This window comes from Microbacterium oxydans, from assembly GCF_026559675.1.
Lineage (GTDB): Bacteria > Actinomycetota > Actinomycetes > Actinomycetales > Microbacteriaceae > Microbacterium > Microbacterium oxydans_D.
The window spans coordinates 1,855,864-1,867,839 of record NZ_CP092891.1 but is presented as its reverse complement, the minus strand read 5'-3'; the positions used below and the strand labels follow the sequence as shown (position 1 = coordinate 1,867,839).

14 protein-coding genes and 1 tRNA gene are annotated in these 11,976 nt (G+C 69.2%); 8 read left to right on the top strand and 7 right to left on the bottom strand.

Features of this window, described 5'->3' with window-relative positions; genetic code table 11:
• Positions 1-99 precede the first annotated feature (99 nt).
• Complete coding sequence (locus tag MME74_RS08900) at positions 100-573, top strand: Lrp/AsnC family transcriptional regulator (RefSeq protein WP_267418470.1); 474 nt, start codon at positions 100-102, stop codon at positions 571-573.
• Here MME74_RS08900 and MME74_RS08895 read toward each other — a convergent pair.
• On the bottom strand, positions 545-1,444 hold the full coding sequence (locus MME74_RS08895) for an alpha/beta fold hydrolase (RefSeq protein WP_267418468.1): 900 nt from the start codon (positions 1,442-1,444) through the stop codon (positions 545-547). The genes MME74_RS08900 and MME74_RS08895 overlap by 29 nt on opposite strands.
• Before the next feature lie 66 nt (positions 1,445-1,510).
• Between MME74_RS08895 and MME74_RS08890 the strand changes: the two genes are divergently transcribed.
• The 3 genes from MME74_RS08890 to MME74_RS08880 all read left to right on the top strand — a co-directional run bounded on the left by MME74_RS08890 (position 1,511) and on the right by MME74_RS08880 (position 3,683).
• Positions 1,511-2,236 (top strand): exonuclease domain-containing protein, encoded by a 726-nt coding sequence (locus MME74_RS08890; RefSeq protein ID WP_267418466.1) that lies wholly within the window; start codon positions 1,511-1,513, stop codon positions 2,234-2,236.
• Positions 2,237-2,276: 40 nt separating this feature from the next.
• Positions 2,277-3,191 (top strand): helix-turn-helix transcriptional regulator, encoded by a 915-nt coding sequence (locus tag MME74_RS08885; RefSeq protein ID WP_267418464.1) that lies wholly within the window; start codon positions 2,277-2,279, stop codon positions 3,189-3,191.
• A gap of 174 nt (positions 3,192-3,365) precedes the next feature.
• On the top strand, positions 3,366-3,683 hold the full coding sequence (locus MME74_RS08880; RefSeq protein WP_267418463.1) for a hypothetical protein: 318 nt from the start codon (positions 3,366-3,368) through the stop codon (positions 3,681-3,683).
• 44 nt (positions 3,684-3,727) lie between these two features.
• Here MME74_RS08880 and MME74_RS08875 read toward each other — a convergent pair whose 3' ends face one another.
• Together MME74_RS08875 and MME74_RS08870 are read right to left on the bottom strand one after the other, a co-directional pair.
• Entirely contained in the window at positions 3,728-3,988 is a 261-nt protein-coding gene (locus MME74_RS08875; RefSeq protein ID WP_267418462.1) for a DUF6458 family protein, read from the bottom strand.
• 118 nt (positions 3,989-4,106) lie between these two features.
• Complete coding sequence (locus tag MME74_RS08870; protein WP_324170132.1) at positions 4,107-5,351, bottom strand: globin domain-containing protein; 1,245 nt, start codon at positions 5,349-5,351, stop codon at positions 4,107-4,109.
• 20 nt (positions 5,352-5,371) lie between these two features.
• On the opposite strand from MME74_RS08870, the gene MME74_RS08865 reads away from it, so the two are divergent.
• From MME74_RS08865 to MME74_RS08855, 3 genes are all read left to right on the top strand, one after another.
• The gene (locus MME74_RS08865) at positions 5,372-6,112 is read left to right on the top strand and encodes a winged helix-turn-helix domain-containing protein (RefSeq protein WP_267418460.1); all 741 of its coding nucleotides are present in this window, start codon (positions 5,372-5,374) and stop codon (positions 6,110-6,112) included.
• Between the two features lie 257 nt (positions 6,113-6,369).
• Entirely contained in the window at positions 6,370-7,797 is a 1,428-nt protein-coding gene (locus MME74_RS08860; protein WP_267418458.1) for a DHA2 family efflux MFS transporter permease subunit, read from the top strand.
• 98 nt (positions 7,798-7,895) lie between these two features.
• Entirely contained in the window at positions 7,896-8,393 is a 498-nt protein-coding gene (locus MME74_RS08855; RefSeq protein WP_267418457.1) for a universal stress protein, read from the top strand.
• Between the two features lie 105 nt (positions 8,394-8,498).
• Here the strand turns inward: MME74_RS08855 and MME74_RS08850 are convergent.
• Both MME74_RS08850 and MME74_RS08845 read right to left on the bottom strand, forming a co-directional pair.
• Positions 8,499-8,572 (bottom strand) — tRNA-Ile (locus MME74_RS08850).
• Positions 8,573-8,602: 30 nt separating this feature from the next.
• The gene (locus MME74_RS08845; protein ID WP_267418456.1) at positions 8,603-9,139 is read right to left on the bottom strand and encodes a gamma carbonic anhydrase family protein; all 537 of its coding nucleotides are present in this window, start codon (positions 9,137-9,139) and stop codon (positions 8,603-8,605) included.
• Between the two features lie 130 nt (positions 9,140-9,269).
• On the opposite strand from MME74_RS08845, the gene MME74_RS08840 reads away from it, so the two are divergent.
• Positions 9,270-9,755, top strand: coding sequence for a Dps family protein (locus tag MME74_RS08840; RefSeq protein WP_267418455.1), 486 nt, complete (start codon positions 9,270-9,272; stop codon positions 9,753-9,755).
• A gap of 74 nt (positions 9,756-9,829) precedes the next feature.
• Here the strand turns inward: MME74_RS08840 and MME74_RS08835 are convergent, their stop codons facing one another.
• Together MME74_RS08835 and MME74_RS08830 are read right to left on the bottom strand one after the other, a co-directional pair.
• The gene (locus tag MME74_RS08835; RefSeq protein WP_267418453.1) at positions 9,830-11,326 is read right to left on the bottom strand and encodes an amidohydrolase; all 1,497 of its coding nucleotides are present in this window, start codon (positions 11,324-11,326) and stop codon (positions 9,830-9,832) included.
• Positions 11,323-11,964 carry an FMN-binding negative transcriptional regulator gene (locus MME74_RS08830; RefSeq protein WP_267418452.1) on the bottom strand — a complete coding sequence of 214 codons (642 nt, stop codon included), beginning with the start codon at positions 11,962-11,964 and terminating at the stop codon, positions 11,323-11,325. Before MME74_RS08830 ends, MME74_RS08835 begins: the two co-directional genes overlap by 4 nt.
• Between the last annotated feature and the right edge of the window lie 12 nt (positions 11,965-11,976).

The window sequence follows — 11,976 nt, the reverse complement described above, 5'->3', positions numbered from 1 at the left end:
CTGAGAGTACGTCTGCTGCACACCTCGCTCAAGCATTCGAGATCGCCTTGAGCATGTTGCTTAATATGCGTCCTATCGGTGCTGCTAGGGTTTGGCACTATGCCAGGACTGGACCGCATCGATCTCGAGCTTCTCGCCGCCCTCGCCGACGACCCGAGGACCACGATCGTCGCGCTGGCGGAGAATCTCGGCCTCTCTCGCAACACGATCCAGGCGCGGATGGCGCGCTTGGAGCAGACCGGCATCTTCCTCTCCTACGAGAGGTCGTTCTCACCGGATGTGCTCGGCTTCCCCCTGCAGGCCTTCGTGAGCATCGGCGTGCGGCAGACGGAGTTGCCGCGGATCATCAATGAGCTCGCCCGCATCCCCGAGGTCGTGCAGGCTCACGGGCTCAGCGGCTCCATCGACCTGCTCGCGCGGGTCGCGTGCCGCGACGCACGTCACCTCTTCGACACCGATGCGCGCATCCTGTCGATCGAGGGCGTCGAGCGGACCGAGACCTCCCTCGCGATGGGCGAGGTGATCCCGTTCCGGGTCGCCGGGCTCATCGGCCTCGCGCGACGGGAATCCTGAGGAAGCGTCGCACGGCACCCGCAGCCTCGGCCGGCGTCTCGTAGTGGATGAGGTGCCCCACATGGGCGATCTCGACGAGCGACGCCTCGAGGAACAGCGTGGCCAACGTGCGCTCGGCCTCGATGGGGGTGATGTCATCGCGCTCGGCGGCGACGAGCAGCGTGGGCACGTCGATCGCGGGGGCGAACTCCCTGACGTCGTGGGAGACGCTCGCCACGAAGGCGTCCCGAAGCACATCTCGGTCCGAGAATCGTGAGAAGTAGGTGTCGTGCTGGTCGTGGATGAACCGACGCAGCCCCGGGTCGTTCGTCTTCGCCATCGTGATGCTCATGACGCGGACGATGATCCGGTTGCGCAGCAGAGCGGTGCCGAGCTTCTCCGGAAGCCGGGCGCCGAGGGCGTAGTAGAGCACCGCGAGGCGCGTCATCAGGCCCTTCGGCCCCTCGAGCGCGGGCGCACCGATCGGGTTGAGCAGGATCAGACGCGGCGTCTGCAGTCCTCGGGCGACGGCGGCGGACGACACGATCGATCCGAACGAGTGTCCGAGGATGACGGCGCCCGGAGCGACCGCCGCGGCGAAGTCGGTGAGCCACCCGGCATACTCGTCGAGGTCGTGTCTGCGGCCGGGCAGCGGCGCCGATTCCCCGAATCCGGGGAGATCGGGGGCGACCACCCGCACCTCCGGAAGGTAGGCGAGCACGGGTTCGAGACCGTGGTGCTCGCCGCGGAATCCGTGGACCGCGACGACCGTGGTCTCGGCGTCCTCCGGCCCGTACACCCAGTAGGCGGTGGTCGCACCGCGCACCTCGACCTCGAAGCGGCGCACGGGGAGGCGACGAAGACGATCCGCATAGGGGGAAGGCACGGTCATGCTCCGAGTCTACGAGTCGCCGTGCGCCTTCTCCTGAATGTCGGCGCCCGGCCATAGCGTGGGGACATGCCGTCCGGTCTCGCCCTCCCCGCGTGGCTCACCCGCGTCGGGGTGTTCGACCTGGAGACCACAGGGGTGGATGTGACGACCGACCGTGTCGTCACCGCATACGTGGGCGTGCTCGATGCCGAGGGTCGCGAGATCGCCGCGCGGTCCTGGTTGGCCGACCCGGGGGTCCGGATCCCCGAGGGCGCCACCGCCGTGCACGGCATCACGACGGAACACGCGCGGTCGCATGGTCGTCCCGCTCGCGAGGTCGTCGCCGAGGTCACCGCGGCACTGCGCTCGTTGTTCGACCAGGGCGTGCCCGTGGTGGCCTACAACGCGTCGTACGACTTCTCCCTCCTCGCGTTCGACGCCGTCCGGCACGATGTGGAACCGCTTGCCGACCCCTCGCCGATCATCGATCCGCTCGTGATCGACAAGGCGTACGACCGCTACCGCCGGGGCAGGCGCACGCTCGAGGTCGTGGCCGCCCACTACTCGGTCGCACTCGAAGCCGCCCATGAGGCATCCGCCGACGCGATCGCCGCCGGTCGCGTGGCCCAGGCGTTGGCGCGTCAGTTCGCCCTTCCGGAGACGCCGATCGAGCTGCACACCCACCAGATCGGCTGGGCGAGATCACAGGCTGCGAGTCTCACCGAGTACTTCGTGAGCATCGGGCGCCTCGACCCCGAGGATGCTCTCGACGGAACGTGGCCCGTACGATCGATTCGGCCCGTCACCGGCTGAAGCCCCGACAGACGACGGCGCGGAGAACTAGGAGGAGCGCATGCAGTTCACCTCCACGGATGTGGAGCAGGTGGAGTCCACGTGGCAGCAGTACGTACCCTCGTCGTCTCTGCAGCGCGCTGATCCGCACCGCTTCCGCTTCGACTGGCGATCCGAAGACCTCGACGACGCGACGCTCGTGAACTATCGGCTCGCCGCGCAGGTGCACTCGACCGCCGAGCCGCACGACCAGATCCTCGTGTGCCGCGTCGACGCTCCCACCGCCCGCGTGTGGGCCGGTCGCGACACCCTGGACGCCCGTTCGCCGTGGATCTCCGACGGCACCCGGGTCGACGCGGAATGGGACCGTACCGCCGACGTCCGGGCCGTGATCTTCGATCGTCGGGCCGCCGAGGACCTTGCGCGGCAGCTCACCGGAGACGACCGGAGCGAACTGCGCGCGGCCGGACTCGTCCCCCACTCCCCCGCTGACGCGCATCGCTGGGAGAAGTCGTTCGCGTACGTCGAGCAGCTCCTCGGGACGGCGGGAGCGGAGCCCCTGCTGCGCGCCGAGCTCGAGCGGCATGCCCTGATGATGACGCTCTCGGCATTCCCCACGACCTTCAGCGATGCGCTCCGTCGACCCGCTCAGCGTTCCGGTGCGCCGGCGTCCGTCCGCCGTGCCCTGGCGTACATCGATGAGAACGCGCACCTCCCCATCACGATCGACGAGGTGGCGGCCGCGGCCTACATCTCGACGCGGGGTCTCCAGTACGCGTTCCGCCGCGCTCTCGACATCACGCCGGCACAGGCGCTGCGTCGCGCTCGGCTCGAGGGCGCCCATCGGGATCTGCAGGTCGGCGGCGCCCGCTCGGTGGGCGAGGTCGCCCGTCGCTGGGGATTCAGCAACTCGTCGCGGTTCACTGCCGCGTACCGCGAGGCCTACGGCGTCCCACCTGCGCTGCCCGCTCCGTGACACCAGGCGAACACTCTGTTCGCCTGCGACGGCGGGTCGACGCCCGACGCCGGAGCCTGCGCGCCGTCCTGGCTAGAGTTCGAGTACCCGGACCGCGCTTCTCGGTCCTTCGCGCATGCCCTCGAGGAGTCCCATGGTCCGTCCCCCGCACACCCCCGAACCCGTCACTCGCTGATGGGCAGCCTCTATTACGGAGACGCGAAGGCACCGATCCAGATCGATGACCGTGCACTCGCGCATCTGAAGGTCGTCATCGCCACCAAGCTCCGTCGCAACGAGAGCTTCACCCTGTCCTGGCGGCACCCGGAAGGGGACGCGCCCGGGCGATCGACACTGTGGCTGCACCCGTCGATCCCGCTCCGCTTCGTGTTCCAGGAGCCGGAATCACCGGAGCTGAGCAGGAAGTGGATCGAGGAGTTGGCGCACTCGGCGAGTTCGAGCGGCGGCATCATGCTCGTGGAGGAGCACCTGGAGAGCACCCCGACCGACTGACGGCTCCGCGTCGCTCCCTGCGCGGATGCCGCCAGCCGTCGTGCTCACACCGGCTCGTCGCCGCTGGAGCTGACCGATCGGCGCGTCGTCGGCTCGCCGGTGGCGGGATCGACGAACGTGCGGGACACCGTCTCCGTGCGGCGGCGACGCGCCAGCAGCACGATGCCGATGAGGAAGATGAGGACGCCGGCGCCCATCAGGATGTAGCCGACCATGTCCAGGTCGATCCACGGTACGTCCACGTTCACCGCGAAGACGAGGATCGCTCCGATCACGAAGAGGGCGATTCCACTTCCGATGCTCATGATGCCTCCCGTTCTGCGGCGCGCTGCCGCACATCACGAGGATGGCGCCGAGCGTCGATCCCGAGGAGGGGGTTGACAGCGCCCCCGCCCTTTCTTCGCCCACGCCGTGCGCGGGCCCTCAGGCGGCGTCGGTGCCGGGGCGTCGGGCCCACAGGTCCGGCCCGAAGACCTCGTAGGAGATGCGGTCGGCCGGCACTCCACGGGCCATCAGGGTCTCCCGTGCGGTGCGCATGAACGCGAGCGGCCCGCACATGAAGACCACCGCGTCGTCCGGGAGCTCGACCTTGGCGAGGTCCATGCGTCCGGGAAGCGCGGGGTGCAGCGTGGGCGCGAGTTCCGCGTCGGACTCGTACCAGTTCTGTGCGCGGGCATCCTCCATCGCGAGCACCTGGCGGCGGAGCGTGGCATACAGCGCGTGGGTGTCGTGCGCGCGATCGGCGTGGAACAGACGCACCGTGCGCGACGGCGAGCGGCGTGACAGGTCCTCGAGGATGGCGGCGATCGGGGTGATGCCGATCCCGGCCGAAACGAGCACGAGCGGATGCTCGGCGTCGTCGAGGACGACGTCTCCCGCGGGCTGCGACACGTCGAGCACGGTGCCGGGATGCGCGTTCTCGTGAAGCCAGGTCGAGACCTGCCCGGCCGGCGTCTCGCCATCGCCGCGCACGCGTTTGATGGTCACGCGCAGGGTGTCGCTGCGGGGGCCGGACGAGATCGTGTACTGGCGGGGCTGGCGCGCCCCGTCCGGGAGCTCCACGGCGATCGCCACGTACTGTCCGGTGCGGTGCGGCGCCACATCGCCGGCCACGGGTGCCAGGAGCAGCGAGATCACGTCCGGCGACTCCTCGATCCGCTCCACGACGCGGTGCGCGCGCCACGGCTGCTCCGGGTCGGTCCCGCCCAGCGCGTAGAGCTTGGCCTCCTCCGCGATGAGGGAGCAGCCGAAGAGCCAGTACACCTCGTCCCAGGCGGCGCGCACCTCGGGTGTGACGGCGTCTCCGAGGACGACACCGACGGCATCGAGGAGATGATGTCCGACGATCGTGTACTGCCGCGCCTGGATCCCGAGCGACACGTGCTTGTGGGCGATCCGCTGCATGATCGGTGTGAAGTCCGGTGCCTCCGGGTCGATGAGGTGCACGGCGAAGGCGACGACCGATGCGGCGAGGGCCTTCGGCTGCTCGCCGATCGCCTGATTCGCGCGGTTGAAGACGCGGAGCAGCTCCGGGTGCGCGGCGAACATCTCCCGGTAGAACAGCGTCGTGATCTCGTCGGCATGCTGCGCGACGACCCCGGCGGTGGCGTGGACGATGGACTCGGACTCCGGGGAGAGCGTCATGACTCCCCTTCTCGTGTTCGTCATGATCCCCACCCTCGCCGACCGTGAACGAAGGCACCGCCGGTTCCACCGGGTTATTTCCGGTCGAACATCCAGCGCGTACAGGTCGCCGCGCCTACGCTCACCACATGCCTCGTCGCGCTCACGACTTCCGCGGACTGACACAACCCCGTCGGCTCCGTCTGCTCCGCATCGTCCAGGAGAAGCCCGGACGCTCCGCCCGCGCGCTCGCCCAGGAGAGCGGCATCCCGCTCAACACCGCACGGGATCACCTCCGGGTCCTGGAAGACGAGGGCCTGATCCGGAGCGAGACGCTGAGGGCGGGAACGCGCGGTCGTCCGCCGGTGGTGTTCCACCCGGTCCACGAAGCGTCATCGAGTTCCGTGGCCGCTGCGCGTGTCGAAGGCGCGATGACGCGAGGCCGGATGTACCGCGCGACGACGTCCGCCGGCGCGACGAGACTCGACGCCGACGCGTTGCGCCAGGTCGACGTGCTGTATGAGCACCTCGACGACGTGGGCCTTGATCCCGTCGTCGATGAGGATGCGCTGCGGATCGACCTCGTCCCCTGCCGCTATCGGCGACAACTCGCCGAGGATCAGGATCTCGTCTGCGACGTGCATGCTCAGCTCGTGCGCGACGTGCTCCGGCAGAGCGGTGGGCCGCTGGAGGTGCAGCGTCTGGACCCCTTCGTCACCGAGCACCGCTGCCTGCTGCTGCTCACTGCTTCGGGTCACCAGAACGACGTCGACGACCATGAAGACGGAGAAGACACGCGAGGCTGAGTCCTCCCCGGAGTAGTCGCCCTGTGTGGTCGTCCTGGGGATCGGCCCTCTGCGAGTTTCCGGTCCCCTTCCCGGTCTTCTCGCGTTTTCCCGCTCTCCTCGCGCTGCATTCCGGCTCCCCCGTCGTCTGCGCCCGCCCTTCGCCGACTCCGCTGTGTCTTCGTCGATGGATCCATACGGTACCCCCCTAGGGTATGGTTCCGGAGGAGGGATTCCCCTCTCCACTCCTTGCCCTCCTCGTCGAAACGGAGCACGTCGTGTCAGCGTCATCCTCAAGAAGTCCCGCCCGCTGGTGGGGACTCACCCTCATCGCCCTGGCGCAGTTCATGGTGATCATGGATGCATCGATCATCGGAGTCGCACTGCCGCGCATGCAGGCGGATCTCGGCTTCAGCCCGCACACCCTGTCCTGGGTCTTCAACGCCTACGTCATCGCCCTCGGGGGTCTGCTGCTGCTCGGCGGCCGACTCTCCGACCTCTTCGGGCCGCGGAAGATGTTCGCGATCGGCTGGGTCGTCCTCGCGATCGGCTCGCTCGTGGCCGGCTTCGCCGGAAACGTTCCTGTGGAACTGCTCGGCCGCATCCTGCAGGGCGTCGGCTCCGCGCTGATCGCCCCGGCCGCACTCACACTGCTGATGATGATCTTCGGCTCCAACCCCAGGGAGCTCACCAAGGCCATGGCCTTCTACGGTGCGGCGGCCCCTGCCGGTGGCACCGCCGGGGTCTTCCTCGGCGGCGTCATCACCGAGTTCGCCTCGTGGCCCTGGGTCTTCTTCATCAACGTGCCGATCGCCGTGATCGTGCTGGCCGTGATGTGGAAGGCACTCCCCGGCGGCAAGCTCGGCGCACGCGGATCCGTGGACATCCTCGGGGCTCTCACCGTGACACTCGGACTCGCGGCTCTCGTCTACGGCATCGTGCGCGCCGAGGTCGCCGGCTGGGCATCGGCGGAGACCTGGATCGCGATCGGCATCGGCGTCGTCCTGCTGGTGCTCTTCGTGATCATCCAGAGGGTGAAGCGTGACCCGCTGATGCGCCTGTCGATCTTCCGGTCCCCGAATCTCGGGGCCGCGAACATCGCGCAGGTCCTGCTCGGCGCGGCCTGGGTACCCATGTGGTTCTTCCTGAACCTCTACCTGCAGCAGGTCCTCGGGTTCTCCGCGTTCCCCGCGGGAGCCGCCCTGCTGCCGATGACGATCCTGATCATGATCGGGATGATCGTGCTCGCCCCGCGCATCATCGCGGCGGTCGGCCCCAAGGTCCCGATCGTTCTCGGCCTGATCATCTTGGCCGCGGGACTCGGCTGGATGGCATTCATCCGCCCCGACGGCAACTACTGGGTGGATGCCTTCGGGCCCTCCCTCGTCGTGGCATTCGGACAGGCTCTCGCCTTCATCCCGTCCCTGCAGACCGCGATCTCGGCGGCTCGACCCGAGGAAGGGGGCCTCGCCTCCGGCATCGTCAACACCAGCTACCAGGTCGGTTCCGCGATCGGGCTCGCCGTGGTCTCGGCGATCGCGGCCGGCTTCGGGTCGGGGCAGCTCGACGACCCCGTCGCTCTGACGAGCGGGTACTCGGCGGCGTTCATCGCCGCCGGCTCCATCGCGCTGCTCGGGGCCCTGCTCACGCAGATCCTCTTCCGCACGAAGAGGTCCGCCCACGCGATCGACACCCGCCAGGTGTAGCGAACACGCTGCCGCGCACGCGAGTCCGGCAGCTCCACCGCAAAGGGGGTGCCCGGAAGTCCCCGGGCACCCCGCCCCGAGATGAGAGAAGAACACACATGTCCACTCCCCGACTCCTGATCGCCTACGACGGCTCGACGAATGCGAAGAGCGCGGTCGAGACCGCCGCATCACTGTTCCCTGGCGCCGAGGCCGTCCTGCTCTACGCCCGACAGCCGATGGAGAGCTTCGCCGCCCATCTGCAGGGCCACCCGGATTTCGAGAACCTGCAGGGGCTCGCCGCCGCGGACCTGGACGCGTCCGAACTGGTTGCTTCCGAGGGCGCGGAACTCGCGCGTGCGCACGGGCTGAAAGCCGACCCGCTCGTCTCATCGACGGTCTCGACGGCATCCGAGGCCATCATCGAGGCGGCCGAAGAGCTCGACATCACCCTGATCGTGCTCGGCTCGCGGGGACTGCGGGGCCTCAAGGCCACGCTGCTGGGCAGCACCTCCGCGAACGTGCTCCACCAGGCCACCCGGCCCACCCTGGTGATCCCGTCGGACGCCGTGGCGCGAGCCCGCTACGAGAGCAGAGCCACCGGAGACCACGCCTGAGTCGAATCCCTCCGAGCGATACGCGTCTGCCCACCCCGCCACAGGAGGGGTGGGCAGACGCGTATCGCCCCGGGAAACCCGGAAGCGGGGCGCGGACTCGACGGGTAGGGCGGGCGGGACTTGAACCCGCGATCGTTGGGTTATGAGCCCACTGCCTTAACCAGCTTGGCCACCGCCCCGTACGGGTCTCAGCCTATCGGTCGGGGCGTTCAGACCGGAGTCGCCGCCGCGTGGGTCTGCGAGTGGCCGAGGTAGATGTCCGCGTTCGCGATCAGACCGGCGCGCTCGTCCTCGTCGAGGGCGCGACGCACCTTCGCCGGCACACCGGCCACGAGTGATCCGGCGGGGATCTCGGACCCGCCGAGGACCACGGCGCCGCCGGCGATCAGGCAGCCCGCTCCGATGACGGCACCGCTGAGGATGACCGCGCCCATGCCGACCAGCGTGCCGTCTCCGATCGTGCACCCGTGCACGACGGCGTTGTGCCCGATCGAGACCTTGGCGCCGACGACCACGGGATGACCGGAGTCGACGTGCACCGACACGTTGTCCTGCACGTTGGAGCCCGGTCCGATGACGATGCCTGCCGAGTCCCCGCGCAGCACGGCGTTGTACCAGACGCTCGAGCCGGCGGCGAGCGAGACGTCTCCGATGATGCGCGCGCCATCCGCCACGAACGCCGATCCGTCGATCGACGGCGCGCTCCCGGGCAGGGCGAGGACGGAGGCTCCGGCGGCGATGCTCATGAGGCGAGACTACCCTCACCGCCGCGGAAAAACGCGGAAGTGAGCCGAGCCTCAGCTTGCTTGCGGAATGTCTGAGGCTGAGTAGCGTTGTCTACATCAGATACGAGAATCCGTTCCGGAGGAGCACAAGATGAGCAAGGCACAGACCGTTTCCACCACCGCCATCGACCCGACCGTGGCTGCCGGCGCAGCCCAGTTCCTCTCCCCCGTCGTGCTCGGCCTCCAGGCCCTGACCGTCAACGGCAAGCAGGCCCACTGGCACGTCCGCGGAGCCAACTTCATCGGCGTCCACGAGCTGCTCGACACGATCGTCGCGCACGCCGGCGACTTCGCCGACACGGCCGCGGAGCGCATCGTCGCCCTGGGTCTGCCGATCGACGCGCGTGTGAACGCCGTCTCGGAGAAGGCCGGCGCCACCGCGGTCCCCGCAGGCTTCACCCCGTCGGACGAGCTCGTCCGCGCGGTCATCTCCGACATCGACGCCATCCTCGTCGACGTCAAGGCTGCGGTCGAAGGCCTCGACGAGGTCGACCTGACCAGCCAGGACGTCGCGATCGAGATCCAGCGCGGCCTCGAGAAGGACCGCTGGTTCCTGGTCTCGCACATCGCCGCCTGATCAAGGTCGCCTGACACTCGAAGGGGTGGTCCTCGGTTCTCCGAGGACCACCCCTTCGTCGTGCGTTCCGCGGGTTACGCGGTGTGCGTGACGTGACCGGCCAGCACCGTGGCGACGACCGGCATGGACCGGAGACCCTCCCCCGTCGCGGTGCGTGGGTCGACGGCGCAGAGGACGATGTCGGCCGGTTCCCCCGGGCGCAGGGTCGACCGCACACTCGCCTCGATCGCCTGGTCGACCGTGATCCGCTCCTCCGGATGCCACGGCTCCCGCTCATCGTCGGTGCGCGATACGGCGGCGGAGATGGCGTGCCACGGATCGAGCTCGGACACCGGAGCATCGGATCCGAAGCGCAGATGCGCTCCGGCGTCGCGCAGGGAGGCGAGCGGGTAGCCGATCGCGGTCTGCTCCGCCCAATGGCGGTCGACCAGATCGCGGTCGTCGACCGCATGCTGCGGTTGGACGCTGGCGAAGACGCCGAGACGCGCGAACCGGGCGAGGTCCGCGTGCCGCACCAGTTGCACGTGCTCGATCGAGCCGACGGCACCCGTGGTGGTGAACGCGTCCAGCGCCGAGGTGATCGCCCGGTCGCCGATCGCATGCACGGCGACGGCCAACCCGGAGCCGGTCGCCCGGGTCAGGAGTGCGACGAGCTCGTCGGACGGAACCGTGAGCACCCCGAAGTTGCCCGGATCGCCGGGATAGGCGTGCGAGCAGGCTGCCGTGCGCGTTCCGAGAGAGCCGTCGGTGATGACCTTCAGGGGGCCGACATGGATGAGCCCCCGTCCGGCGACCGGGACGTCGGGCTCCTCGCGGAGCTCTCCCGTGCGCAGACCGGCGGCGATCGCGCGCTCGAGGTCGAACGGGTACATGGCGAACTCGACGCGGTGCGAGGCGAATCCCGCCTGGACGCGACGGGGCCACGCCTCCGCGCTCCACGCCATGTCGAAGTCGACCAGACCGGTGATGCCGCGCGCGGCCGCCTGCTCCCCCGCGCGCATCATCGCACGGTCGCCGTGGGCGGCATCGACCGCGTTCAGGCGACGGGAGATCTCGAACGCGTCCGTCTCGCGCAGGACCCCGTCATCGGTGCGGAACCCTTCTCGCGCCAGGGCGGCCGTGTTGAGCCAGACGCTGTGCACATCGGCGTTGATGAGGTAGGTCGGGACCACGCCGGTCGCGGCGTCGAGGACCTCGAGCGATGGCCGGTCGGCCCACAGGGCGTCGCGGAACCCGGTCCCGACGCGACGCCCGTCCGGGAGCGCTGCGACGTCGCTCATCGCCGCGGCCGCCGCCGCTGCGGAGTCCGCCTGGCCGAGCGGTGCGCGCTCCGACGTCAGAGCCCACTGCACGGTGTGGACGTGGTTGTCCCACAGTCCGGGCACCGCCCAGGTGCCGTCTGCGTCGATCACCTCGCCCTGCGCCGGCAACGCGCCGGTGGGAGCGATGTCGACGATGCGTCCATCCGCGATGAAGATGTCCACCGGCTCGTCGTCGATCAGGAACTCGCGTCCCGGTCCGGCGATCCGCACGGCCCTGATGGTGTCGATCGCGGTTCCGCGTTCCGTCACTGCTTTCCTCCTCGGCGCGCATCCTGCGCACGCCGCATCTCCGCGGCCAGGGCCGGGTTCGTGTAGGGGCCATCGTCCGTGAGCGCGGCGATGACCGTCTCGATCGTCTCCGGCGACTTGTTCTGGCTGAGCTTCCTCTTGGCGACGATCCGGGTCGGGGTCAGCCGGAATCCGACCGTCCCCGCCGCGAGCCGCTCCACGTAGGCCGGGTCGTTCGGGCGCTCCCACATCCGGCGCGGCTCCGGCATCCTCGACTCGAATCGCTCCACCAGTCGGTCGAGGACCACGAGATTCTCCTCGGCGGTGAGGATCTCCGGCACGCCCGCGAGGTGCACCGCGGTGTAGTTCCACGTGGGGACCGCCGGGACATCGCCGTACCACCCCGGCGAGATGTAGCCGTGCGGTCCCTGGAAGACGATGAGGAGCTCGCGCGCCCCCATCCCGTGGATCAGATCATCCGGGCGCCCGACGTGACCGACGACGGTGAGGTCGTCGCGCGCGTCGTCCAGGAGCACGGCGTAGTGCGAGGCGACCAGCCCCTCGTCGGCGGCGCTCATGATCGTCGCCCACGGATTCGCCTCGATCACTCGGCGGATCTCGGGCACATCGGCCAGCGTGAAGCTGGGATTCTGTCGCATCCGTTCAGCCTA